Genomic DNA, 23,372 nt, shown 5'->3' with positions numbered 1-23,372 from the left:
GCGCGGGCCCTGTCCGCCGGGCACCCTACGCGCGGGTCTCAGCTCGTGGTCAGGCCGAAGACGGTGACGAACGCCAGGCAGCAGACGACCACGACCGCGGTGCCCGCGACCTCGGCGCGGAGGGAGCCCGCGCGCCCCGGCACCAGCCAGAACGCGAGCATCCGGTTGACCAGCGGCATCAGCGGCCAGGTGAGGACGGCGACGCTCACCACGTTGCCGAGGAAGAGCGCGAGGTAGCCCGGCGCCCCCGCCGCGGCCAGCCCCCTGCCCAGCGTCAGGTTGAGGATCATCACGGTGGGATAGAGGGCCAGTATCACGGACATGGCCTGTTTCCAGTCGGGAACGGTCCCCTTCTCGTGGCCGTCGAACCGGAACCAGCCACTGAAAGCCGATTTGATCTTACGCACGTCGTAGGAGACGAAGTCGCCGCGGCCCTGCTCCAGAAGCCTGGCGCGTTCGTCGGATTCCAGCCATTCGTCGAGGTGCACGCGGGTGGCGAAACGCACCACTGCGACCCAGTTATCCTGAATTCCCGGCACGGGGCTGAAAAGCTCGGATCCCAGGAAACCGGGGAACTTCTCCTGCGCTCTGCGGACCCTGTCCTGCCACCGGGCGAACTCCTCTTCCCGGCCCGGCCGCACCCGGTGCGAGATGACCGCCGTCACCACCTCCCGGCTGGGCGCCCCACCGGTCAGGACCTCCTGCTTCGCCGGCCCGTCGAAGAGCGGCAGGCCCTCGTCCAGCAGCTCCCGGCGAGCCGTGGAATCCAGCCAGGCGGTCAGCAGGCCGACATCGCGGAAGCGATAGACGACGACCCACGCGCCGGGCTGGTCCGGGCCCGCCGGATATACCTCGGTGTCCTCGAATCCGGCGAAACCGCGTGCGACGGCGTCGATCCTGTCCTGCCAGTGCCGGTACTCCTCCTCGCGGCCTTCGCGGACCTTCAGGTAAATCACGACACTGGCGACATTGCCATTCAGTCCGATGCTCGCGGGGGACTCCATGGCCGTCACTGTACGACAGGAGAGAGGGCGACCGGCACCCTGGCGATGAGCTGAGAAATCAGCGGCCATGGACAGGGAGATAACGCGATAAAGGGTTTATGAAATGAACCCGCCGGCACCCGTATTGAGAACCGGCCGGCGACCCGCCGGTGCCCCGGCCCGGAGACGCCGGACCCCCTCACCGGCGCCGGTGCGGCGGTGAGGGGGTCCGGGCGGTGATGCGTGAGATCAGCCCACGCCGAGCTCGGCCTCGAACTTGCCCTCCTCGAGACGGTGCTTGACCGTCTGGAGGAAGCGGGCGGCGTCGGCGCCGTCGACCAGCCGGTGGTCGTAGCTCAGCGCCAGGTAGACCATCGACCGGATGGCGATGACCTCGCCCAGGTCGGGGTCGTCGACGACCACCGGGCGGCGGACGACCGCGCCGGTGCCCAGCATGCCGACCTGCGGCTGGTTGAGGATCGGCGTGTCGAACAGCGCGCCGCGGCTGCCGGTGTTGGTCAGCGTGAAGGTGCCGCCGCTGAGCTCGTCCGGGCTCACCTTGTTGCCACGCGTACGGCTCGCCAGATCGGCGATCTTGTGGGCCAGCCCGGCCAGGTTGAGGTCGCCGGCGCTCTTGATCACCGGGACCATCAGGCCCTTCTCGGCGTCCACCGCGATACCGAGGTGCTCGGCGTCGTGGTAGGTGACCTCGTTGGCCTCGGAGTCGATGACGGCGTTGAGCTTGGGGTGCTGCTTGAGCGCCTCGACGGCCGCCTTGGCGAAGAACGGCAGGAAGGACAGCTTGACGCCCTCGCGGGCGAGGAAGTCCTTCTTGGCCAGGTCGCGCAGCCTGGCGATCTTGGTGACGTCGACCTCGACCACCGTGGTGAGCTGCGCCGAGACCTGGAGCGACTCGACCATCCGCTTGGCGATCGTCTGCCGGATGCGCGACATCTTCTCGGTCTTGCCGCGCAGCTGCGCGGCCTCCGGCGACGGGCCGGAGACCTCGGCGGCCTGTGCCGCCGGAGCGGCGGGAGCCGCGGCCGGTGCGGGTGCCTGAGGCTGGGCCTGGGCGGCCTTGGCGGCCTGCGCGGCGGCCTGAGCGGCCTTGGCGGCCTCCAGGACGTCCTGCTTGCGGATCCGCCCCCCGACCCCGGTGCCGTCGACCGCGGACAGGTCCACGCCGTGCTCGGAGGCGAGCTTGCGTACCAGCGGCGTGACGTACGGGCTCTCACCCGACGGTGCCTCGGGCTCCGCGGCGGGGGCCTCCTGCTCCGGGGCCTGCTGCGCGGGGGGCTCCTGCGCGGCGGGAGCCTGCGGGGCGGCCGGTGCCGGAGCCTGCTGCGGCACCGGCGCCTGCGGGGCGGCGGGCGCGGGCGGCCAGGGACCCGGGGACGGCTGCTGGGCCGGTGCCGGGGCCGCCGCCTGCGGCGCCGCCTCCTGCGGGGCCGGGGCGGTCTCCTCGGTGGCGGGGCCGCTGCCGTTGGACGACGCCTCGCCCTCCTGAGCGATGATCGCGAGCTCGGCGCCGACCTCGACGGTCTCGTCCTCGGCGACGGTGATGCTGCTCAGCGTGCCCGAGGCCGGGGAGGGAATCTCGGTGTCGACCTTGTCGGTCGATACCTCGAGGAGCGGCTCGTCGGCATCGACGTGCTCACCCTCCTTCTTGAGCCAGCGGGTGACGGTGCCCTCGGTGACGCTCTCGCCGAGCTGGGGCATGGTGACGGAGACCGGCATGGTTCTCAGCGACTCCTTCAAATACTGGTGCGGCTGTCAGCCGTGGACATGAAGCGGTTTACCGGCGAGGGCGAGATGAGCCTCGCCGATCGCCTCGGACTGGGTGGGGTGGGGGTGGATCAGCTGAGCGACATCGGACGGGTGGGCCTCCCAGTTGTAGATCAGCTGTCCCTCCGCGACGAGCTCGCCGACCCGGCTGCCGACCATGTGGATGCCCAGGACGGGGCCGTCCTTCTGAGCGATCACCTTGACCTCGCCCTGCGTTCCGAGGATCTTGCTCTTCGGGTTGCCGGCGAGGTCGTAGGTGATCTCCTTGATCTCGTACCCGCGTTCCTTGGCCACGGCGGAGGTGATCCCCACCGAGGCGACCTCGGGCTCGGAGTAGGTGATGCGCGGCACGCCGTCGTAGTCGATGGGGGCCGGCTCGAGCCCGCCCAGCCGCTCGGCGACGAGGATGCCCTCGGCGAAGCCGACGTGGGCCAGCTGCAGGGTCGGGATCAGGTCACCGACCGCGGAGATGGTGGGCACGCTGGTCTGGCAGTACTCGTCGACCTTGACGAAGCCGCGCTCGACCTCGACGCCGGCCTCCTCGAAGCCGAGGTCCTGCGAGACCGGGCCGCGGCCGACGGCCACCAGCATGATCTCGGCGTCGATGCTCTTGCCGCCCTCGAGGGTGACCGCGACGCCGCTGTTGGTGTTCTTGACGCTCTCGAACCGGACGCCGAGCTCGAACTTGATGCCGCGCTTGCGGAACGCCCGCTCCAGGCGCTTGGAGTTGGACTCCTCCTCCAGCGGCAGCAGGTGCGGGAGCGCCTCCACGATGGTCACCTCGGCGCCGAAGGAGCGCCAGACGCTGGCGAACTCGACCCCGATGACGCCGCCGCCCAGGATGACCACCGACTGCGGGACCCGGTCCAGGACCAGCGCGTGGTCGCTGGAGATGATCCGCTCGCCGTCCAGGTCGAGGCCGGGCAGCGACTTGGGCACCGAGCCGGTGGCCAGCACGATGTGCCGGCCCTCGATGACGGAGTCGCCCACCTGGACCTGGGTGGGGCCGACGAGGCGGCCGGCCCCCTCGATGATCGTGATGCCCTTGCTCTTGAGCAGCCCGGTCAGGCCCTTGACGGTGGTGGTGACCACCTTGTCCTTGTAGGCGTTGACGCCGGCGACGTCGATGCCCTCGAAGGTGGCCTTGATCCCGAAGGTCCCGGCTTCCCGGGTCTGGTCGGCCACTTCGGCGGCGTGCAGGAGGGCCTTGGTGGGGATGCAGCCTCGGTTGAGGCAGGTACCCCCCAGTTTGTCCTTCTCGATGAGCGCGACCGTCTTGCCGAGCTCGACCGCTCGGAGGGCACACGCGTATCCGCCGCTGCCGCCACCCAGAACGACGATGTCGTAGGGGCCGCTGCCATTCGTCACGGGACGCTCCTTCAATGCTGATCTACGCGCTTCTGGCGCATGGAGATCGAAATGCTGGGTGGGGCAATCTTTTCATTTTTGCCGACTGATAAGTACCAGGGCCTCAGAGTGTGCCTGACGCGACATCCTCCGCGATCTGGACCAACGTGCGGGTGGCCGCGCCGGTGCCGCCCTTGGGGGTGTAGCCGTACGGCTCGCCCTTGTGGAAGGACGGGCCCGCGATGTCGATGTGCGCCCAGCGGAGGTCGTCGGCGACGAACTCCCTCAGGAAGATCCCTGCCACCAGCATGCCGCCCCAGCGGTCGGGGCTGATGTTGGCGAGGTCGGCGACCGGGGAGTCGAGCCCCTTGCGCAGTTCCTCGGGCAGCGGCATCGGCCAGGCGGCCTCGCCGGCACGCTCGGCCGCCGAAACCACCTTCTCACGGACCTCGTCGTCGTTGGCCATGACTCCGGCGGTCCGGGTGCCGAGGGCGACCAGTTGCGCGCCGGTGAGGGTGGCCACGTCGACGACCAGGTCGGGCTCGTCCTCGGCGGCGCGCACGAGGGCGTCGGCCAGGATCAGCCGGCCCTCGGCGTCGGTGTTGAGCACCTCGACGGTCTTGCCGCCGTAGATCGTGATCACGTCGGAGGGGCGCTGCGCGGTGCCGCTCGGCATGTTCTCGGCCATCGGGAGGTAGCCGATGACGTTCACCCTGGGCTGCAGCCTCGCGACCGCCTGCAGCGCGCCGAGCACGGCGGCGGCGCCTCCCATGTCGGACTTCATCCAGTCCATGGCCTCGGACGGCTTGAGGGACAGGCCCCCGGTGTCGAACGTGATGCCCTTGCCGACGAAGGCCACGGTGCGGGTGGCGTCCGGGTGGCTGTAGGCGAGCCGGACCAGCCGGGGCGGGTTGACCGAGCCCTGCCCAACGCCCGCGATCCCGCCGTACCCGCCCTCGATCAGGGCGGTCTCGTCGAGCACCTCGATGTCGAGCTTGTTCTCCACGGCCACCTGGGCGGCGGCCTCGGCGAAGTCCTCCGGGCTGAGGTCGGACGGCGGGGTGTTGACCAGGTCGCGCACCAGCACGACCGAGGCGGCCAGCACCTCGGCGCGGCGGACGGCGTCGGCCGTCCCGTCGGGTGCGGAGCCCGCCGCGGTCAGCACGGTGATGTGCTCGACGGGGGCCTTCTGGCCGTTCCCGGTGCGGTACTTCAGGTACGAGTAGTTGCCCAGCAGCGCGCCGGTCGCCACCGCGCCGGCCTCGTCGGCCGATCCGTTGGGCAGCGCCAGCGCGACCTTCGCCGATCCGGCCAGGGCGCGGACCGCGACACCGGCGGCCCGGCGCAGCTCCTCGGCGCCCGGGTCCTCGCCGAGCCCGACCGCGACGACGAGCGGCACGGGCAGCGAGCCGAGGGTGGGGAGCTTGGTGATCTCACCGGCCTTGCCGGACGCTCCGAGGGTGCCCAGCGCCTCGGTGAGCCGTCCGCCGTACGCCCGGTCGACGTCCTGCGCACCCGCGGCGAGGGCCGGGCCGGAGTCCGAGGGGAGGACGCCGATCACGATCGCGTCGGCGTCGAGGGCGTCCGGAGCTGTGCTGTCAAGGCTGATGGTCGTCACGTAGTCCGATCGTAGTCGTGTCACTGACCGCTTTCGCCCTTTCGGATCAAGCATTGCCGTCCCGGGCCCGGCCGGGCGTGGCGGGGACGTCCGGCCAGGTGGCGCGGCGCGATGCCCGTGGTTCACAGGACCGCCAGGACGATCAGGGCGGCGGTGGCGCCGAGCTCGACCAGCGCGCCGAGGACGTCCCCGGTGACGCCGCCGAGCCGGCGGGTCGTGTGCCACCGTGCCCCGGCGGCCACCGCCAGGCCCGCGAGCACCGAGAGGGCGGCGAGGACGGCGCCCCGGGGGCCGGCGCTCGCGGCCCCGCCCAGTGCCGCGGCGGCCAGGACCAGGGCGGTGACCACCACGGCGGCCGGGGTCCGCACCGACCCGGCGACCAGCGCGCCCAGGCCGTCCGGCCGCGCGGCGGGGACGCCCTGGCGGCAGGCCCACGTCACGGCGAGCCGGCCGGTGACCGCGGCGATCACCACCGCCAGGGCGCCGTGCCCGCGTCCCGTGGCCTGGGCCAGCGCACCGACCTGCACGAGGAGGGTGAAGACCAGCGTGACCACGCCGAACGGGCCGATGTCGGACCGCTTCATGATCGCCAGAGCCTCGGGCGCGGGCCGCGCGCTGCCCAGCCCGTCGGCGACGTCGGCGAGCCCGTCCAGATGCAGGGCGCGCGTCATCACGGCCGCCGACGCCATCGCGAGCGCGGCCGCCGTCGGATGGCCGAGGCCGGCCCCGTCCCCGGTGGCGAGGACCGCGGCGGCGACCGCGCCGACGACCAGCCCGGCGGCCGGCGCCAGGGTCATCGCCCGGCCGGCGGTCGTCCGGTCGACCGGGCCGGCGCGCAGCGGGAGGACCGTGAGCAACGTGATCGCCAGCCGCGGCCCGGCGGTGAGGGGGTGCCTCATGGCAGGTCCGTGACCCGGCCGGCGACGACCAGCGCGGTCTCCTCGGACTCCGCGGCCAGCCGCTGGTTGAGCCGGCCGAGCGCGTCCCGGAAGGCCCGCCCGGCCGGGCTCGTCGGCACCAGCGACAGGCCGACCTCGTCGCTCACGGCCACCACCCGCGCCCCGGTGTCCCGCCAGGCCTCGACCAGCTCCTCGATCCGCGGCCGTACGGCCGCCACGTCGTCCCAGGCGCCGCACGCGTCCATGGTGGCCGCCAGCCAGGTGCCGACGCCGTCGAGGAGGACCGCCCCGGTGGCCGCGCGCAGAAACGGGGCGACGTCGGTGGTCTCGACGGTCCGCCACCAGGACGGGCGCCGTTCCCGGTGCTGCTCGATCCGGGCGGTCCACTCCGGGTCGTCGTCGCGGAGCACCCCGGTGGCCAGGTAGGTGACCGACGGGTCGGCCGCCAGCCGCAGTTCTGCCTCCGCCGACTTCCCGGACCGGGCGCCGCCCAGCAGCAGGGTGCGGTGCGGCCCGGGCCGGGGCCGCCGCCACCAGCCGAGCCGGCGTTCCAGCTCGCCGGGGGAGGCGGTCCGGTGGTCCACGTACACGGCGTGGACCTCGGTCGCCGCCGTCACGGCGCCGAGGTGGCGCAGCAGCCCCAGATGCTGCGGTCGGTCCGCCAGGTCGAGCAGTACGGCGTCGTACCGGGTGTCCGGGACGGGCTCGGGGCACCGGCCGGGGCCGGAGGCCACCAGCAGGCGCGCACCGCCCGGGGTGAGCACGTCGAAGCCGCCGGGGACCCCCCAGCGCGAGCACTTCTCCAGTGGCACGCCGTCGATGGAGACCCGGGTCGGCTCGTGGCGGATCCCGGCGGCGCGCAACCGCGAGCAGGAGGCGCACCGGCAGTCGGGTTCGGGCCAGCCGGCCGGGCCGGCCGTGCCGTGCAGGACGATGTTCATGCTCTCCGTGACTGTAGGCGCCCGGCGGCCGCCGGAGCCCGACCTGGGGGCGTGGCGCGGCACGTCGGGCCGGGCACGTGCCGGACACGACGGATTCCGTGGTGGTCCGCGGGCGAATTCAAGGTCAAGAATCGATAGCCTCGGCATGACGAGGAGGCTGCCGATGCCGTGGACCTGGCGTTTCGAGAAGGCCGACGGGCGGATCACCGCCGGTCCGGCCGATCTGCCCGAGGAGACCTTCACCACCCAGGCCGACGCGGAGACGTGGCTGGGGGAGAACTGGCGTGCGCTGGCCGCGGCGGGTGTGGACCAGGTGACGCTGGTCGAGGACGACGCCCGGGTCTACGGCCCGATGGGCCTGACCCCGGCCGGCTGATCCGGCCACCGGCCCGTCATGGCCGTGCGGATGCCACGGATCATGACGGGCCGGGCGACGGGCCTGGTCAGGGGCGGGTGGCCGGGCTGACGGTCTCGGCGGGGTCGGTGACGGCGATCGGGGCGATGATCTCGTCGATGCGCTTGAGGATCTCGGCGTCGAGCTTGACCCCGGCGGCCTTGACGTTGTCGCGCACCTGCTCCGGCCGGGAAGCGCCGATGATGGCGGCCGAGACGTTGGGGTTCTGCAGCACCCAGGCGACGGCGAGCTGGGCCATCGACAGGCCCAGCTCCTGGGCGATCGGCCGCAGCCGCTGCACCCGGGTCAGGATGTCGTCCGTCAGCAGGGCCTTGATGAAGTCCGCCCCGCTGGCCTCGTCCGTCGCGCGGGAGCCGGGGGGCGGCGCCGCGCCGGGCTGGTACTTGCCGGTCAGCACGCCCTGCGCGATCGGCGACCAGACCACCTGCCCGATGCCCTCCCGCTCGCAGAGCGGGACGATCTCGGACTCGATGACCCGCCAGATCATGGAGTACTGCGGCTGGTTGGAGACGATCCGGTCGAACCCCATCTCGTCGGCGATCTCCAGCGCCCGGGCGATCTCCTCGGCCCGCCACTCGGACACCCCGACGTAGAGGACCTTGCCCTTGCGGACGAGGTCGTCGAAGGTCTTGAGCGTCTCCTCGAGCGGGGTCTCGTGGTCGAAGCGGTGCGCCTGGTAAAGATCGACGTAGTCGGTCTGCAGGCGCCGCAGCGTCCCGTCGATCGACTCGGTGATGTGCTTGCGGGACAGGCCGCGGTCGTTGGGGCCCTTGCCGGTGGGCCAGTAGACCTTGCTGAAGATCTCGAGGCCTTCGCGGCGCTGGCCCTTCAGCGCCCGGCCGAGGACCGCCTCGGCCCTGGTGCCCGCGTAGACGTCCGCGGTGTCGAAAGTGGTGATTCCCTCCTCGAGGGCGGTCCGCACGCACGCGTGCGCCGCGTCCTCCTCGACCTGGGAGCCATGTGTGATCCAGTTGCCGTACGCGATCTCGCTGATCTTGATGCCACTGCGGCCAAGGTGTCGGAACTCCATGATCCGACCCTAACCGGCGGTGCGGGCCGGCCGGCCCGCAGGGGCGGCGGGGTCAGGCGGCGCCGGGCCGGCCCGGCTTGACCTGGGGGGCCGGCATCCGCAGCCGGCGCATCTGCATCGAGCGCATGGCGGCGTAGAAACCGGCTCCGGAACGGTCCTCGTCCGGGAATCGCTCGGCGGCCAGCCGGCCGACCTTGCGGCTGATGAGGAAGCCCTCGACGATCACCACGCCCAGCATCACCGGGATGGCGAAGAACCCGAGCAGCTTGGCCCAGGCGTACGGCAGCAGGCTCACCATGACGACGGCCAGCATGACGAACATGAAGTACGAGGCGATCGTGCGGCGCCCGTCGACGTAGTCGCGCGCCAGCCGGCGCACGGGACCGCGGTCCCGCTTGACCATGTACTTGTCGTCGCCGCGGGCCATGCCCTCCCGCGCCTTGGCCCGGTCCCGGGCCTGGCGCTCGCGGACCGCGCGGTAGGCCTCCTTGCGGTCCTTGGGCGCGGTGATGGGCTGGCGATTGCGCTTCTGGGCCTCGCTGCGCTTGGGCGTGGGGCGGCCCTTGCCCCCGGGCTTGGCGACCTCGGGGGTCTTCTCGGGGGCGGAATCTCCGCGGCGTCGGAACACGTAGATCAGAGTACCGCCCGCGAACCTCATGGCTGCCCCGTACGTTAACGCGTAGGGTGATAACAGCCCTAGCAGTGACGTTAAGGATCGGTGCCATGCACCATCACGAAGGGACCGGCCGCGCGCGATGAGCGTGATGAAGCGAATGTCGATGATCTTCAAGTCCAAGGCGAACAAAGCCCTGGACCGTATGGAAGATCCTCGCGAAACCCTCGACTACTCCTACCAGAGACAACTGGAGATGCTGCAGAAGGTGCGCCGGGGCGTCGCCGACGTCGCGACCTCCCGCAAGCGCCTCGAGCTGCAGATCCAGCAGCTCGAAACGCAGCAGAGCAAGCTGACCGAGCAGGGCAGGAACGCGCTGCAGGTGGGCCGGGAGGATCTCGCCCGGGAGGCGCTGACCCGCCGCTCCGGCCTGGAGAGCCAGCTCAATGATCTCCGTACGCAGTACAACCAGTTGCAGGGCGAGGAAGAGAAGCTGACCCTCGCCTCCAAGCGGTTGCAGGCCAAGGTCGACTCTTTCCGCACCAAGAAGGAGACGATCAAGGCCACCTACACGGCGGCCGAGGCGCAGACCCGGATCAACGAGGCCTTCTCCGGCATCTCCGAGGAGATGGGCGACGTCGGCCTGGCGGTGCAGCGTGCCGAGGACAAGACCGCGCAGATGCAGGCGCGGGCCGGTGCGATCGACGAGCTGCTCGCCTCCGGTGCGCTGGAGGACTTCTCCGGGCCCAAGGACGACATCCAGGCGGAGCTCGACCGGCTCGGCAGCACCAGCGGCGTCGACCTCGAGCTCGAGCGGATGAAGGCGGAGCTGGGGCAGGGTCAGGCGCCCAAGGAGCTCAACCAGGGCGGCCCGCAGGCCCAGCCGCAGGCTCGTCCGCAGACCGACCCGCAGCAGTCGCAGTGGCCGCAGCAGCCGGGGGGAGGCCAGCAGTGATCGTGCGAATCATGGGGGAGGGGCAGCTCGACGTCGCCAACGATGACCTGTCCGCGCTCAACAAGCTGGACGGCGAGCTCGAGACGGCGATCGAGGCCGGGGACGAGAGCACGTTCCGGTCGGCTCTGCACGCGCTGCTCGACAACGTCCGTCAGGTCGGCAAGCCGCTGCCGGAGGACAGCCTGGAACCCTCCGAGCTGATCCTCCCGCCGGCGGACTCCGACATGGCGGAGGTCCGGGCGATGCTGGGTGACGAAGGCCTCATCCCGGACTGAGCCGGGACGATGCGGGGTCGTCGCTCGTTGTCAGAGTGACGCCGTCCGCAGGTCGGCGGCGTCGTACGGGTGACCGAGGGCGGGAGGTTGTGATGGCGCGCACTCGATACGCCCCCGACCGGGGGCTGACCTTGCGCATGCTGGTGACGATGTTCCTGCTGGGGCTGGTCTACGTCGTCTTCGTCACGGCCTTCTACGTGATCTCGCCTCGGTGGGGCACGATCGCGCTGGTCGTGGCGGGGCTCTTCCTGTTCGCGCAGTACTTCTTCTCCGACAAGCTCACGTTGTTCGCGATGCACGGCCGGGAGGTCACCCCAGCGGAGGCGCCGGAGCTCCACGGGGTGATCGACCGGGTCTGTGCGCTGGGCGACACGCCCAAGCCGCGGGTGGCCGTCGCCGACACCGACGTGCCCAACGCCTTCGCCACCGGGCGCAACCAGAAGCGGTCCGTGGTCTGTGTCACCACCGGCCTGCTGAGGCGGCTCGACCCCGTCGAGCTCGAGGGCGTCCTGGCACACGAGATGTCGCACGTCGCCCACCGGGACGTCGCCGTGATGACGATCGCGTCCTTCCTCGGCGTGGTCGCGGGGCTGATCACGCGGTTCGGGCTGGAGTGGGGGCTGTGGGGCGGCTTCAGCTCCCGCGGCAACGACCGGGACAACAACACCGGCCTGGTCCTGCTGGCCGTCGTCGCGGTCAGCGCCGTGGCCTACGCCATCAGCTTCGTGCTCACCCGGGCGCTCTCGCGCTACCGGGAGCTGTCGGCCGACCGGGCCGCCGCGCTGCTGACCGGCCGCCCCTCGGCCCTGGCCAGCGCGCTCACCAAGGTGTCCGGCGAGATCGCCCGGATCCCGACCAACGACCTGCGGGCCGCGCAGCCCTTCAACGCCTTCTTCTTCGCTCCCGCGCTCACCCGGGGGGTCAGCATCGCCTCGCTGCTGTCCACCCACCCGCCGCTGGAGAGGCGGCTGCAGCAGCTCGCCGAGATCTCGGCCCAGCTCGGCAGGGGAGTCTGATGTCCGGCGGCCGGCCCCGCCCGGCCCGCGCCCGCACGGAAGGTCACTGATCGTGGGGTTCTTCGACGTCCTGCTCGGCCGCTCGAAACCGGTGCGGCCGGATCTGGACCGGCTGTTCGCCCTGCCGAACGCGGCGATCACCCTGGAGGCCGCCGCCGGGCTGGTGCCGACCGGGCTGGGCTCGGTCTGCTTCCGGGCCGCCGAGGGCGGCGCCTTCGCGCAGGTCGAGCGGGAGGTCCGCGAGCTGCTGGACGCCGGAGGCGGCCCCCGGATCGAGACGAGCACCGACTCCTACGGTTACACCTGGCTGCTGGTCCGGCGCGACCCGGAGCAGCTGAGCGACCTGGTCACCGACCTGCACGCGGTCAACTCCTCGCTGGAGGCGGCCGGCTTCGGGCCGTCGCTGCTGTGCTCCCTGGTCGGCTTCACCGGCCCGGCGGGCGCGGAGACGGCGGAGTCCGCGCGGCGCAGCCTGGCCCTGGTCTACCTCTACAAGCGCGGCACCTTCTATCCCTTCGCGCCGCTGCCCGGGCAGAAACGCGACAGCGCGCTGGAGCTCCAGGTCCGGGGGGCGGTCGGGGCCGACCTGCCGGTCGAGGAGGACCTGTCCCGGTGGTTCCCCGTCTGGGGCGCTCCGGGCCTGTGACCTTCGAGCTGGACCGGGTGGGTGTGCGCCGGGACGGCGCCGTCCTGCTCGACGAGGTGTCCGCCACCGTCACGGCGGGGCGGTGCACGGCCATCGTCGGGCCGAGCGGGGCGGGCAAGTCGACGCTGCTGAGGCTGCTGAACCGGCTGATCGACCCCACCTCCGGCCGCGTGCTGTACCAGGGCGTCCCGCTCCCGGAGCTCGACGTGCTCGCCCTGCGCCGCCGCGTCGGACTGGTCGGCCAGCGGCCCACCCTGATCACCGACACGGTCCTGGCCGAACTGCGGGTCGGCCGCCCCGAGCTCGGCGAGGCCGAGGCCCGCGACCTGCTCACCGAGGCCGGGCTGCCCCCCGGGTTCGCAGGCCGCCGTACCGCCGGGCTGTCCGGCGGGGAGGCCCAGCGGGTGTGCCTGGCCAGGGCGCTGGCGCCGCGGCCGGAGGTCCTGCTGCTGGACGAGCCGACGTCCGCGCTGGACCGGGCGGGCGCCGACGAGGTCGAGCGGGCGGTGTCGGGCCTGCGCGCCGAGGGCCGTACGGTCGTGCTGGTCAGCCACGACGCGGCCCAGGCGCGCCGGATCGCCGACGACGTGCTGGTCCTGCGAGCCGGCCGGCTGGTCGAGCACGGCCCCCCGGACGGGGTCTGCTACCTGTCGGCCTGATCATCGCGGCGGCGCGGGGCCCGGTGCCGCCCGGCCCGGCACCGGCGGCAGGATGGGGACGTGAACGATGTCCGTGTCCCCTCCTGGCCGGGGGTCGCGATCTCCCTCGTGCTGGTGGCGCTGGCGTTCGCCGTGGTCGCCCGGGCACGGCTGGGGGTCTCCCGCGACCTCGTGGTGGCCGCGGCCCGCGCGGGGGTCCAGCTCGCCGTGGTGGGCGCCCTGCTGCTGGCGGTGTTCCACTACGCGGGCCTGCCGGGAGCCGCCGCCTGGGTGGCGATCATGGTGGTCATCGCCGGCCAGGTGGCCGGGCGTCGTGGCCGGCCGCTGCCCCGGGCCAGGACGATCGCGACGCTGGGCGCCGCGGCGGGCAGCGCCACGACCCTGATCACCCTTGTCGGACTGGGAGTGATCTCGGCCCAGGCGCGGGTGGTGGTGCCGGTCGGCGGGATGATCGTCTCGACGGCCATGCAGGCGTCCGGGCTCGCCCTCACCCGGCTGCGCGAGGAGATCCGCACCGGCCGGGACGCCATCGAGGTCCGGCTGTCGCTCGGGCTGTCGGCGCGGGCGGCTTTCGCCCCGCATACCCGGGGCGCCCTGCGCACCGCCCTGCTGCCGGCCATCGACTCCACCAAGGTGGTCGGGCTGATCTCGCTGCCGGGCGCGATGACCGGCCTGATCCTCGCCGGGGTGGACCCGCTGACCGCCATCCGCTACCAGATCGTGGTGATGTACATGCTGCTCGCCGCGGCCACGCTGTCGGCGTACGTCACCGCCCGCGCCGCCGAGCGCGCGATCTTCGACGACGCCCACCGGCTGCGCGAGATCCCGCCCTGATCCGTCCCGCCCGCCGCCGTGCCCGAACCCCGTGATCATGCAATCCATCGCCGATGGATTGCATGATCACGGAGCTTCGGGTGCGATCCGGCCGCACGAGCACGGCGGGCCGGAAGCGTCAGGGGAGGGCGAGCATCTGGTCGAGGGCGGCCTTGGCGTGCCGGGCGGTCTCGGCCTCCACCTCGATCTGGTTGACGACCTCGCCGCGGACCAGGGACTCCAGCGACCAGACCAGGTGCGGCAGGTCGATCCGGTTCATCGTCGAGCAGAAGCAGACCGCCTTGTCGAGGAACATGATGTTCTTGGCCGGGTAGGTCTGCGCCAGCCGCTGGACCAGGTTGAGCTCGGTGCCGATGGCCCACGAGGAGCCCGCCGGGGCCTCCTCGAGCCGGGCGATGATGTACTCCGTGGAGCCGACGTAGTCGGCCGCGAGGACGACCTCGTGCTTGCACTCGGGGTGGACGAGCACGTTCACGCCGGGGACCCGGTCCCGTACCTCCCGCACGGACGCCTCGGTGAAGCGGCCGTGCACCGAGCAGTGCCCCTTCCAGAGGATCATCTTGGCGTCGCGGAGCTGCTGCGGGGTCAGGCCGCCGCCCGGCCGGTGCGGGTTGAAGACCACGCAGTCGTCCAGCGAGAGCCCCATCTCGAGCACCGCGGTGTTGCGGCCCAGGTGCTGGTCGGGCAGGAAGAGCACCTTCGACCCCCGGGAGAAGGCCCAGTCCAGCGCCCGCTTGGCGTTGGAGGAGGTGCACACGGTGCCGGCGTGCCTGCCGACGAAGGCCTTGATGTCGGCGGAGGAGTTCATGTACGTGACCGGGACCACGTCACCGGCCACCCCGGCGTCCTCCAGGGCCTCCCAGCACTCCTCCACCTGGTCGAAGGTGGCCATGTCGGCCATCGAGCACCCGGCCGCGAGGTCGGGCAGCACCACCTGCTGGTGCGCGGCGGTCAGGATGTCCGCGGACTCGGCCATGAAGTGGACGCCGCAGAAGACGATGTAGGGCGCGTCCGGCCGGGCCGCCGCCTCGCGGGCCAGTTTGAAGGAGTCGCCCGTCACGTCGGCGAACTGGATGACCTCGTCGCGCTGGTAGTGGTGCCCGAGCACGAAGACCCGGTCGCCCAGGGCGGCCTTGGCCACTCTGGCGCGTTCCACCAGCGCCGGGTCCGAGGCGGGTGGCAGGTCGCCGGGGCAGGACACGCCACGCTCGCTGGCGGCGTCCGCCTCACTGCCCAGGAACAGCAGTGGCAGGTTCCGGGTACCGATCTCTGGTGCCGTGGTCACGGGAGACTCCCTCCTGGCGACGGTACTTATCGTCGCTTTGACATTAATCGTTGCACACATAACGGACAAGTCCGCTCGGCGGGGGCCGGGGAGCCGCCGGAGCACGATCCTGCGAGGTCTTTTGCAGCTTGCTGATATGAGGAATGACCACGCGGGAAGGTACGTTGTGTTGTGGACAGAGGCGGACAGCGTCTCCGGCGGCATGGCGTCCTGGTGGCGCGGTGCCGTGTCAACGAACGCGCGAGGTCGCCGGAGGGCGGCAGAGCTAACCGGGAGCCCACATATGACGGTTTCAGGCGAGACCACGCAGCAGACCACCGAGCAGGGTGTTCTTCTCACCGACGCGGCCGCGGAGAAGGTCAGGAGCCTGCTGGAGCAGGAGGGCCGCGACGACTTGGCGTTGCGTGTCGCCGTCCAGCCGGGCGGCTGCTCCGGCATGGTGTACCAGCTGTTCTTCGACGAGCGGCAGCTCGACGGTGACCAGGTTCACGACTTCGGCGGTGTGCACGTGGTCGTGGACCGGATGAGCGCCCCCTACCTGGGCGGCGCGACGGTCGATTTCGTCGACACCATCGAGAAGCAGGGCTTCACGATCGACAACCCCAACGCCGGCGGCTCCTGCGCCTGCGGGGACTCCTTCAGCTAGAGCACCAAGGTAAATCGGCCCGAGCGACCATGTCGCCCGGGCTGATCTACTTTCTGCCCTTTTAGAGGCTGCCCGTCAGGTCGGTCTCGTGGTGCGATGAGCAGTAGTCTTTCCGGGCCCGTGACCACAGCAGACGAGGAGAGCGACGCCGTGCGCATCGCCGTGACAGGTTCCATCGCCACCGACCACCTGATGACCTTCCCCGGCAGGTTCGCCGACCAGCTCATTCCCGACCAGCTGCACCGGGTGTCGCTGTCCTTCCTGGTCGACGAGCTGGAGATCCGGCGCGGTGGCATCGCGGCCAACATCTGCTTCGGCATGGGCTGCCTGGGACAGCGGCCGATCCTGGTGGGCGCGGTCGGCGAGGACTTCGCCGACTACCGGTCCTGGCTGGAGCGCCACGGGGTCGACAGCTCGGGCGTGCACGTCTCCGAGCTGCACCACACCGCCAGGTTCCTCTGCACGACCGACGACGATCACAACCAGATCGCCTCGTTCTACGCCGGTGCGATGAGCGACGCCCGCAACATCGAACTCGCGCCGCTCGGCGACCTGGACCTCGTCGTCATCAGCCCGAACGACCCCGAGGCGATGCTGCGGCACACCGAGGAGTGCCGGACCCGGGGCATCGCGTTCGCGGCCGACCCGTCCCAGCAGCTCGCGCGCATGGACGGCGAGGACGTCCGCACGCTCATCGACGGCGCCGCGTACCTGTTCACCAACGAGTACGAGAAGGCCCTCGCCGAGCAGAAGACGGGCTGGTCGGACGGCGAGATCCTGGAGCGGGTCGGGGTCCGGGTGACCACCCTCGGGGCCAAGGGGGTCGTCATCGACCGGGTGGGCGAGCGGGGCCTGCACGTGCCCGCGGCGCCGGAGGAGGGCAAGGTCGACCCGACCGGCGTCGGCGACGCCTTCCGGGCCGGATTCCTGTCCGCGACCGCCTGGGGCCTGTCCCTGGAGCGCGCCGCCCAGGTCGGCAACCTCATCGCGGCGCACGCGCTGGAGAGCGCCGGCTGCCAGGAGTACACCCTGGCCGGGCCGCGCTTCATCGAGCGCCTCTCGCACGCTTACGGCGCCGACGCCGCCGCCGACGTCGCCCCCCACCTCACCTGATCAGGCCGCCCGCCCGGCGCCCAGGCGCCGGGCCGGGCGGGACAGTGCCACTTGCGGTGACTGGGGCGCGTACGGGCGCGCGGCGTCTGGACCGAGGAACGCGCGCAGCGAGGCACGAGCGAGCACGTGACGAGGGAAGACGCCGCGTAAGAGCGCCCGTACGCCGCGTGAGCGGAGCGAGCGCCATGAGCGCGTGCGAGCGCCATGGACGCGTGCGAGCGCCATGAGGTCAGTACATGCGGCGGATGTGGAAGGCCCAGCCGCGGGGGAGGGTCTCCTCGCCCACGAAGTCCTGGGACTTCATCCGGCACCAGGCCGGCACGTCGGTGCGGGCGGCGACGTCGTCGGCGGTCACCACCACCACCTGGCCGACCGGGACCTCGCGGATGCGCTCGGCCAGCAGGATGATCGGGATGGGGCACTTGCGGCCGAGCGCGTCGATGATCAGGTAGGGCGGCTCCCGTCGCGGTGCCGGGGGGGCCGATGCCGGGGAGGGGGGCGTCGGCGCGTTCCGGGCGCGACGTCGGAAGCTCATCAGGTCACTCCTGCGGTGCGGCGTAGTTGGGCGACGGCGTCGGGGAGCACGGCCAGGAAACGATCGACGTTGGTCGCATTCGCCCCACGAGGCAGCGATACCCGGACGTTTCCATGCGTAATCACTCCCATCGCTTCCAGCACGTGGCTCGGTCGCAGCGTATCCGCCGTACAGGAGCTGCCGGAGGAGACGGCGAAACCCAGCCGGTCCAGTTCGGTGATCAACGCTTCGCCCTCCACGTAGAGACAGGAGAAGGTCACCAGGTGGGGGAGCCTGCGCTCGGGGTCGCCGACCACCTCGACATCGGCGAGGACCCGCGGAATCCGGTCCCGGATCAGGTCGACCAGGGCCGACAGGCGGGGGCCGTCGGCGGCCATCTCGGCGGCGTAGGCCTCGAGCGCCGCGGCCGCGGCCAGCGCGCCCGGGACGTTCTCGAACCCGGGGACCCGCCGGCCCCCGCGTTCGTCGTCGGGCAGCGGGGAGCGCCAGCGGGTGTTCTTGCGGACGGCCAGCACGCCGACCCCGGCCGGGCCGCCCCACTTGTGCGCGCTGGCGGCCAGCATCGACCAGCCGTCGGGGATCGCCACCCGCCCCGCCGACTGGGCGGCGTCGACGAAGAGCGGCACCTGCACCGCCCGGCACAGCTCGGCCACCTCGCCCACCGGCTGCACGGTGCCGACCTCGTGGTTGGCGGACTGCAGGCAGGCGAGGGCGGTGTCGGGCCGCAGCGCCGCGGCGAACTCGGCCGGATCGACCCGGCCTGCCCGGTCCACGCCGACCGTGGTGACGGAGCCGCCCTCCCGCTCGTGCAGTTCGGCGGCGTGCAGCACGCTGGAGTGCTCGACGGCGCTGACCACGAGGTGCCGGCCGGTCCGCCGCCGGGCCCGCAGGCCGCCGAGCACGGCCAGATGGACGGCCTGTGTCCCGGAGGAGGTGAAGGAGACCTCGTCGGGCCGCACCGCCAGGACCGCCGCCGTACGGGCCCGGGCCTGATCGAGAAGATGCCCCGCCCTGCGCCCGGCTCCGTACAGCCGGGAGGGATCGGCCCAGCCGTCCTCCAGAGCGCTCAGCAGGGCCGCGCGGCCGGCGGGGTGCAGGGGTTCGGTGGAGGCCGCGTCGAAGTATGCCGTGGTCATGTTCGCTCCGGTCACAACACGACCCTAACCGGGGACCCGGGCGGGGGGTGTGGCACCTGCACGCTAATGTGTGCTCCACACGTGTGAAAACAGACCTGACGGCCCGGCCTCCCGGGCTTGATCCGCACGGTCCTGAACAAGGGAAGGCATTCCGTGAGTCCGACCCGCTCTAGGGAGCGGCGTACGCCCGCGCGCGGCCGCCGCGCGTCGACGAGCGCCGGCATGCTGTCGTTGCTGGCGCTGACCGCCACCGCGTGCAGCGGTGAGGCCGCCCGCCTCGGCCTGCCCGAGCCGATCACCGAGCAGGGCAAGCGCGTCCTGACCCTCTGGCAGGGTTCCTGGATCGCCGCCTTCGCCACCGGCGCCATCGTCTGGGGTTTGATCATCTGGGCGGTGCTGTTCCACCGCAAGCGCTCGGACGACCTCCCGCCGCAGGTGCGTTACAACCTGCCCATCGAGATGCTCTACACCGCGGTCCCCTTCATCATGATCGCCGTGTTGTTCTACTTCACCGCGCGTGACGAGAACTACATCGAGAAGACCTCGAAGTCCCCGGACGTCCAGGTCAACGTGATCGCGTTCCAGTGGAGCTGGCAGTTCGACTACCCGCAGTACAAGCGGGCCGACGGATCGCCCGTGAGCGTGGTGGGGACGCCGGCGGCGCCGGACGCCAACCCGGGCACCAAGCCCGTCCTGGTGATCCCCGTCGGCAAGACGGTCCGCTTCAACCTGCACACCAACGACGTCATCCATTCGTTCTGGGTGCCGGCCTTCCTCTACAAGAAGGACGTCATGCCCGGCCCGAAGGACAACCAGTTCGAGATCACGCCGACCCGGACGGGGACGTACGAGGGCCGCTGTGCGGAGCTGTGCGGTGTCGACCACAGCCGGATGCTGTTCCAGCTGAAGGTCGTCACCCCCGCGGAATTCCAGACGTTCATCGACCAGCGCAAGGCAGTTGGGGGGGCCCAGTGACGGCCACCAGTCACCAGGCGACACTGCCGGCCACCCCGGGGGCGCGGACGAGCAAGGGACGCATCATCGTGTCCTGGATCTCGTCCACGGACCACAAGGTGATCGGCTACATGTACCTGATCACGTCGTTCGCGTTCTTCCTGTTCGGCGGGGTCCTCGCGCTCATCATGCGCGCTGAGCTCTTCACGCCGGGATCACAGGTCGTCAGCAACGAGCAGTACAACCAGCTGTTCACCATGCATGGCACGATCATGCTGCTGATGTTCGCCACACCGCTGTTCGCCGGCTTCACCAACGTGATCATGCCGTTGCAGATCGGCTCGCCCGACGTGGCGTTCCCCCGGATGAACATGATCGCGTACTGGCTGTACCTGTTCGGCAGCCTCATCGCCGTGAGCGGCTTCATCACCCCGGGCGGCTCGGCGAGCTTCGGCTGGTTCGCCTACACGCCGCTGTCGGACGCGATGCACTCGCCCGGCGTCGGCGGGGACCTGTGGATCATGGGTCTGACCATCTCGGGTCTGGGCACCATCCTCGGTGGCGTCAACTTCATCACCACGATCCTGTGCATGCGCGCCCCGGGCATGACGATGTTCCGGATGCCGATCTTCGTGTGGAACGCCCTGCTGACCAGCATCCTGGTGCTGATCGCCTTCCCGTGCCTGGCCGCGGCGCTGCTGGCGCTGGAGGCGGACCGCAAGTTCGGCGCCCACATCTTCGACGCATCCCATGGCGGCGCCCTGCTGTGGCAGCACCTGTTCTGGTTCTTCGGCCATCCGGAGGTCTACATCATCGCGCTGCCGTTCTTCGGCATCGTGACCGAGATCCTGCCGGTCTTCAGCCGCAAGCCGATCTTCGGCTACGTCGGACTGGTCGGCGCGACGATCTCCATCGCCGGGCTGTCCATCACCGTGTGGGCGCACCACATGTTCGTGACCGGCCAGGTGCTGCTGCCGTTCTTCTCGTTCATGACCTTCCTGATCGCGGTGCCGACCGGGGTGAAGTTCTTCAACTGGGTCGGCACGATCTGGCGAGGGCAACTGAGCTTCGAGTCACCGATGCTGTGGTCGATCGGGTTCCTGGTCACCTTCCTGTTCGGTGGTCTCACCGGGGTCATCCTGGCCACTCCGCCGCTGGACTTCCAGCTCAGCGACTCCTACTTCGTGGTGGCGCACTTCCACTACGTGGTGTTCGGCACGGTGGTGTTCGCGATGTTCGCGGGCTTCTACTTCTGGTGGCCGAAGATGACCGGCAAGATGCTCAACGACCGGCTCGGGAAGATCCATTTCTGGATGCTGTTCCTCGGCTTCCACGGCACCTTCCTGGTCCAGCACTGGCTGGGCGCCGAGGGCATGCCGCGTCGGTATGCCGACTACGCGAGCCAGTTCACCGACCTGAACACCTTCTCCTCCCTTGCGTCCTTCGTGCTGGGTGCCTCGACGTTGCCGTTCCTCTACAACGTCTACATCACCGCGAAGAAGGGCAAGAAGGTCGAGGTGGACGATCCGTGGGGTCACGGCGGCTCGCTGGAATGGGCGACGTCCTGCCCGCCCCCGCGGCACAACTTCACCTCGATCCCGCGGATCCGCTCCGAGCGGCCCGCCTTCGACCTGCACCATCCACATGCCGCCGGCAAGGTCGAGCTGCCCGTCGGTGCGGAGGGATAAAGCATGCGTTTCCAGGCGTACATGTTCTACGGTTGCGCCCTCTTCTTCCTGGTCACCGACATCGCCTACTGGCTGTTGTCCCATGACTGGACCGGGACGACCGCGCTCGCCCTCTCGGTCTGCCTGGCCGGGCTGGTGGCCTTCTACGTCCACTTCACCGTCCGGCGCCTGGAGAAGGCCGGGGGCGGTCCGCTCCCCGAGGACAACAAGGAGGGCGACATCGCGGACGGCGCCGGTGAGCTGGGCTTCTTCAGCCCGCACAGCTGGTGGCCGCTGTTCGTGGGAGCGTCCGCCGCGATGGTGGCGCTGGGAATGGTCTTCGGCTGGTGGCTGGTCACGCTCGGCGTAGCCTGCACCATTCTCAGCTCGATCGGCCTCGTCTTCGAGTATTACCGAGGTCAGTTCTCAGACTGAATCCGGGAAAAGAACCATAAGGGAGCCGGTGTTCGCGGCCACGCTAACACCGGCTCCCTTCATAATTTCGTGGGCGTCAGAGTGAACCATCGCTGGATAGATGACGTCCCTTCAGGGGAAGGCTGTATCCGTGGGCCGATGGCCGCACGGATTCCGTCGTTATGGATCAATGACTCAAAACCATCCGCAAGGGTGATTCCAGGAGGTCGGCGGTGCGGGTCAGCGTCATTACCCCGGTGAGACGGCGGAGTCGCCATGCACGAACGTTCGCGGGGTTGGCGCTGGGCATGATGGTGGTCTCGGCCGCCGGCGCCTGCACGGGAGGCAAGCACACCGGCGTCGCCGGGCCGACCGCCAAGCTCGCGGTCGTGCCGGCCAACGGGACCACGGACGTGCCCCCGGACGGCCCCGTCACGGTGCGGGCGACCGACGGGAAGATCCAGAACGTCACCGTCACCACCAAGGGCGCGAAGGTCGAGGGGGCGATGACCCCCGACGCCACGCAGTGGCAGTCCCGCTGGGCGCTGGAGCCGGCCACGGACTACCACGTCCTGGTCACCGCGCTGGGGCTGGACGGCAAGACCAAGACGGTCACCAGCGACTTCACCACCCTCAAGGCCAAGAAGGTGATCCAGGCCGCCGTCGTCGCGCCGGACCAGGGCGAGAAGGTCGGCGTGGGGATGCCCGTCATCCTGCACTTCGACAAGCCGGTGGCCAACCGGGAGCAGGTCGAGAAGAACCTGGAGGTCCGGTCGACGGTCCCGGTCGTCGGCGCCTGGCACTGGCTCGACAGCCAGAGCCTGGTGTGGCGCACCAAGAAGTACTGGCCGGCCAACACCAAGGTCCGGGTCATCGGCCATCTGACCGGGGCCCGCGCGGCCAAGGACTCCTACCTCGCCAAGAACATCGACCTGAACTTCCGGATCGGCGACTCGCACATCACCGTCGCGAGCTCGAAGAACCACCACCAGGTGATCAAGAAGAACGGCAAGGTCATCAAGGAGATGCCGCTCAGCATGGGCAAGGGCGGCATCCGCAAGTACACGACCACCAACGGCCTGCACCTGACCATGGGCAAGGAGTACCTCACCGTCATGGACTCCACCACGACGGGCTGCGGGCCGGGCTGTCCCGACTACTACCGGGAGGACGTGTACTGGACCGTGCGCATCTCCGACAGCGGGGAGTACGAGCACAGCGCGCCCTGGTCGGTGGGCTCCCAGGGCTCGGAGAACGTCAGCCACGGATGTATCAACCTGTCGCCGGCCAACGCCATCTGGTTCTACCACTTCAGCTACCGGGGCGACATCGTCCAGGTGACCGGCACCGACCGGGAGCTCGAGCCCGGCAACGGCTGGGGCTACTGGCAGGAGACCTGGAAGGAGTGGCTGCGCTACTCCGCGCTCAAGCGGCCCGTGACCACGGCCGCGCTGGACGGCACCTCGGTGCTCGCCGCCGCCCCCGGCGACACCTCCGGTGAGCCGAGCGCTCCGGCGGCCACCCCCGGCGCCTCCGGGACCCCGGGGGCCACCCCGAGCCCGTCGGTCACGGCCACGCCGTCGGCGAGCCCCGCGCGGAGCTGATC

Annotated in this window: 24 protein-coding genes; 13 read left to right on the top strand and 11 right to left on the bottom strand. The window is 70.8% G+C overall.

What is annotated here, in order from left to right; all coding sequences use genetic code 11:
• Window positions 1–38 precede the first annotated feature (38 nt).
• The 6 genes from ACRYCC_RS29485 to ACRYCC_RS29460 form a co-directional block, all read right to left on the bottom strand.
• Window positions 39–1,004 (bottom strand): antibiotic biosynthesis monooxygenase, encoded by a 966-nt coding sequence (locus ACRYCC_RS29485; RefSeq protein ID WP_433816984.1) that lies wholly within the window; start codon window positions 1,002–1,004, stop codon window positions 39–41.
• A 228-nt stretch (window positions 1,005–1,232) separates the two neighbouring features.
• A complete protein-coding gene (gene sucB, locus ACRYCC_RS29480; RefSeq protein WP_433816983.1) occupies window positions 1,233–2,720 on the bottom strand; it encodes a 2-oxoglutarate dehydrogenase, E2 component, dihydrolipoamide succinyltransferase in 1,488 nt (495 codons plus the stop codon).
• A 36-nt stretch (window positions 2,721–2,756) separates the two neighbouring features.
• A complete protein-coding gene (gene lpdA / locus ACRYCC_RS29475; protein WP_433816982.1) occupies window positions 2,757–4,136 on the bottom strand; it encodes a dihydrolipoyl dehydrogenase in 1,380 nt (459 codons plus the stop codon).
• Window positions 4,137–4,239: 103 nt separating this feature from the next.
• A complete protein-coding gene (locus ACRYCC_RS29470) occupies window positions 4,240–5,787 on the bottom strand; it encodes a leucyl aminopeptidase (protein WP_433816981.1) in 1,548 nt (515 codons plus the stop codon).
• 68 nt (window positions 5,788–5,855) lie between these two features.
• Window positions 5,856–6,632 (bottom strand): adenosylcobinamide-GDP ribazoletransferase, encoded by a 777-nt coding sequence (locus ACRYCC_RS29465; RefSeq protein WP_433816980.1) that lies wholly within the window; start codon window positions 6,630–6,632, stop codon window positions 5,856–5,858.
• Window positions 6,629–7,573, bottom strand: a complete 945-nt coding sequence (locus ACRYCC_RS29460; RefSeq protein WP_433816979.1) for a bifunctional adenosylcobinamide kinase/adenosylcobinamide-phosphate guanylyltransferase — start codon at window positions 7,571–7,573, stop codon at window positions 6,629–6,631. Before ACRYCC_RS29460 ends, ACRYCC_RS29465 begins: the two co-directional genes overlap by 4 nt.
• Before the next feature lie 145 nt (window positions 7,574–7,718).
• Between ACRYCC_RS29460 and ACRYCC_RS29455 the strand changes: the two genes are divergently transcribed.
• Window positions 7,719–7,949 (top strand): hypothetical protein, encoded by a 231-nt coding sequence (locus ACRYCC_RS29455; RefSeq protein WP_433816978.1) that lies wholly within the window; start codon window positions 7,719–7,721, stop codon window positions 7,947–7,949.
• 67 nt (window positions 7,950–8,016) lie between these two features.
• Here ACRYCC_RS29455 and ACRYCC_RS29450 read toward each other — a convergent pair whose 3' ends face one another.
• Entirely contained in the window at window positions 8,017–9,018 is a 1,002-nt protein-coding gene (locus ACRYCC_RS29450) for an aldo/keto reductase family protein (RefSeq protein WP_433816977.1), read from the bottom strand.
• 52 nt (window positions 9,019–9,070) lie between these two features.
• A complete protein-coding gene (locus tag ACRYCC_RS29445; protein ID WP_433816976.1) occupies window positions 9,071–9,646 on the bottom strand; it encodes a DUF3043 domain-containing protein in 576 nt (191 codons plus the stop codon).
• 127 nt (window positions 9,647–9,773) lie between these two features.
• On the opposite strand from ACRYCC_RS29445, the gene ACRYCC_RS29440 reads away from it, so the two are divergent.
• The 6 genes from ACRYCC_RS29440 to ACRYCC_RS29415 all read left to right on the top strand — a co-directional run bounded on the left by ACRYCC_RS29440 (window position 9,774) and on the right by ACRYCC_RS29415 (window position 14,016).
• Window positions 9,774–10,586, top strand: coding sequence for a PspA/IM30 family protein (locus tag ACRYCC_RS29440; RefSeq protein ID WP_433816975.1), 813 nt, complete (start codon window positions 9,774–9,776; stop codon window positions 10,584–10,586).
• Window positions 10,583–10,861 (top strand): PspA-associated protein PspAA, encoded by a 279-nt coding sequence (pspAA, locus tag ACRYCC_RS29435; protein ID WP_433816974.1) that lies wholly within the window; start codon window positions 10,583–10,585, stop codon window positions 10,859–10,861. Before ACRYCC_RS29440 ends, pspAA begins: the two co-directional genes overlap by 4 nt.
• A gap of 92 nt (window positions 10,862–10,953) precedes the next feature.
• Window positions 10,954–11,877 carry a zinc metalloprotease HtpX gene (gene htpX / locus ACRYCC_RS29430; RefSeq protein ID WP_433816973.1) on the top strand — a complete coding sequence of 308 codons (924 nt, stop codon included), beginning with the start codon at window positions 10,954–10,956 and terminating at the stop codon, window positions 11,875–11,877.
• Window positions 11,878–11,929: 52 nt separating this feature from the next.
• A complete protein-coding gene (pspAB, locus tag ACRYCC_RS29425; RefSeq protein ID WP_433816972.1) occupies window positions 11,930–12,523 on the top strand; it encodes a PspA-associated protein PspAB in 594 nt (197 codons plus the stop codon).
• Entirely contained in the window at window positions 12,490–13,182 is a 693-nt protein-coding gene (locus ACRYCC_RS29420) for an ABC transporter ATP-binding protein (protein ID WP_433816971.1), read from the top strand. The genes pspAB and ACRYCC_RS29420 overlap by 34 nt, the downstream gene beginning before the upstream one ends.
• Window positions 13,183–13,242: 60 nt before the next feature.
• Window positions 13,243–14,016, top strand: a complete 774-nt coding sequence (locus ACRYCC_RS29415) for an ABC transporter permease (RefSeq protein ID WP_433816970.1) — start codon at window positions 13,243–13,245, stop codon at window positions 14,014–14,016.
• 118 nt (window positions 14,017–14,134) lie between these two features.
• Here ACRYCC_RS29415 and nadA read toward each other — a convergent pair whose 3' ends face one another.
• Window positions 14,135–15,301, bottom strand: coding sequence for a quinolinate synthase NadA (gene nadA, locus ACRYCC_RS29410; RefSeq protein WP_433816969.1), 1,167 nt, complete (start codon window positions 15,299–15,301; stop codon window positions 14,135–14,137).
• Window positions 15,302–15,584: 283 nt separating this feature from the next.
• Here nadA and ACRYCC_RS29405 point away from each other — a divergent pair, with 283 nt between their 5' ends.
• Both ACRYCC_RS29405 and ACRYCC_RS29400 read left to right on the top strand, forming a co-directional pair.
• On the top strand, window positions 15,585–15,947 hold the full coding sequence (locus ACRYCC_RS29405; protein ID WP_433816968.1) for a HesB/IscA family protein: 363 nt from the start codon (window positions 15,585–15,587) through the stop codon (window positions 15,945–15,947).
• 150 nt (window positions 15,948–16,097) lie between these two features.
• Complete coding sequence (locus tag ACRYCC_RS29400; RefSeq protein WP_433817214.1) at window positions 16,098–17,060, top strand: carbohydrate kinase family protein; 963 nt, start codon at window positions 16,098–16,100, stop codon at window positions 17,058–17,060.
• Between the two features lie 229 nt (window positions 17,061–17,289).
• On the opposite strand, the gene ACRYCC_RS29395 is transcribed toward ACRYCC_RS29400, so the two are convergent.
• A complete protein-coding gene (locus tag ACRYCC_RS29395) occupies window positions 17,290–17,595 on the bottom strand; it encodes a sulfurtransferase TusA family protein (protein ID WP_433816967.1) in 306 nt (101 codons plus the stop codon).
• Window positions 17,595–18,731, bottom strand: coding sequence for a cysteine desulfurase family protein (locus ACRYCC_RS29390; protein ID WP_433816966.1), 1,137 nt, complete (start codon window positions 18,729–18,731; stop codon window positions 17,595–17,597). Before ACRYCC_RS29390 ends, ACRYCC_RS29395 begins: the two co-directional genes overlap by 1 nt.
• A 153-nt stretch (window positions 18,732–18,884) precedes the next feature.
• Here ACRYCC_RS29390 and ctaC point away from each other — a divergent pair, with 153 nt between their 5' ends.
• The 4 genes from ctaC (at window position 18,885) to ACRYCC_RS29370 (ending at window position 23,370) form a co-directional block, all read left to right on the top strand.
• The gene (gene ctaC / locus ACRYCC_RS29385; protein ID WP_433816965.1) at window positions 18,885–19,706 is read left to right on the top strand and encodes an aa3-type cytochrome oxidase subunit II; all 822 of its coding nucleotides are present in this window, start codon (window positions 18,885–18,887) and stop codon (window positions 19,704–19,706) included.
• The gene (gene ctaD, locus ACRYCC_RS29380; RefSeq protein WP_433816964.1) at window positions 19,703–21,373 is read left to right on the top strand and encodes an aa3-type cytochrome oxidase subunit I; all 1,671 of its coding nucleotides are present in this window, start codon (window positions 19,703–19,705) and stop codon (window positions 21,371–21,373) included. The genes ctaC and ctaD overlap by 4 nt, the downstream gene beginning before the upstream one ends.
• Window positions 21,374–21,376: 3 nt before the next feature.
• The gene (locus ACRYCC_RS29375) at window positions 21,377–21,787 is read left to right on the top strand and encodes a cytochrome c oxidase subunit 4 (protein WP_433816963.1); all 411 of its coding nucleotides are present in this window, start codon (window positions 21,377–21,379) and stop codon (window positions 21,785–21,787) included.
• Window positions 21,788–22,062: 275 nt separating this feature from the next.
• A complete protein-coding gene (locus ACRYCC_RS29370; protein ID WP_433816962.1) occupies window positions 22,063–23,370 on the top strand; it encodes a L,D-transpeptidase in 1,308 nt (435 codons plus the stop codon).
• Window positions 23,371–23,372: the final 2 nt, after the last annotated feature.

This window comes from Actinomadura scrupuli, from assembly GCF_050971785.1.
GTDB lineage: Bacteria > Actinomycetota > Actinomycetes > Streptosporangiales > Streptosporangiaceae > Actinomadura_E > Actinomadura_E scrupuli.
This window is presented reverse-complemented; position numbering and strand designations above follow the sequence as displayed.

Coding starts and splice junctions, on each gene's coding strand:
- ACRYCC_RS29375 (WP_433816963.1), top strand. CDS start 21,377: ATGCGTTTCCAGGCGTACATGTTCTACGGTTGCGCCCTCTTCTTCCTG.
- ACRYCC_RS29395 (WP_433816967.1), bottom strand. CDS start 17,595: ATGAGCTTCCGACGTCGCGCCCGGAACGCGCCGACGCCCCCCTCCCCG.
- ACRYCC_RS29460 (WP_433816979.1), bottom strand. CDS start 7,573: ATGAACATCGTCCTGCACGGCACGGCCGGCCCGGCCGGCTGGCCCGAA.
- ACRYCC_RS29485 (WP_433816984.1), bottom strand. CDS start 1,004: ATGGAGTCCCCCGCGAGCATCGGACTGAATGGCAATGTCGCCAGTGTC.
- ACRYCC_RS29390 (WP_433816966.1), bottom strand. CDS start 18,731: ATGACCACGGCATACTTCGACGCGGCCTCCACCGAACCCCTGCACCCC.
- ACRYCC_RS29470 (WP_433816981.1), bottom strand. CDS start 5,787: ATGCTTGATCCGAAAGGGCGAAAGCGGTCAGTGACACGACTACGATCG.
- ACRYCC_RS29455 (WP_433816978.1), top strand. CDS start 7,719: ATGACGAGGAGGCTGCCGATGCCGTGGACCTGGCGTTTCGAGAAGGCC.
- ACRYCC_RS29440 (WP_433816975.1), top strand. CDS start 9,774: ATGAGCGTGATGAAGCGAATGTCGATGATCTTCAAGTCCAAGGCGAAC.
- ACRYCC_RS29450 (WP_433816977.1), bottom strand. CDS start 9,018: ATGGAGTTCCGACACCTTGGCCGCAGTGGCATCAAGATCAGCGAGATC.
- sucB (WP_433816983.1), bottom strand. CDS start 2,720: ATGCCGGTCTCCGTCACCATGCCCCAGCTCGGCGAGAGCGTCACCGAG.
- ACRYCC_RS29405 (WP_433816968.1), top strand. CDS start 15,585: ATGACGGTTTCAGGCGAGACCACGCAGCAGACCACCGAGCAGGGTGTT.
- ACRYCC_RS29465 (WP_433816980.1), bottom strand. CDS start 6,632: ATGAGGCACCCCCTCACCGCCGGGCCGCGGCTGGCGATCACGTTGCTC.
- htpX (WP_433816973.1), top strand. CDS start 10,954: ATGGCGCGCACTCGATACGCCCCCGACCGGGGGCTGACCTTGCGCATG.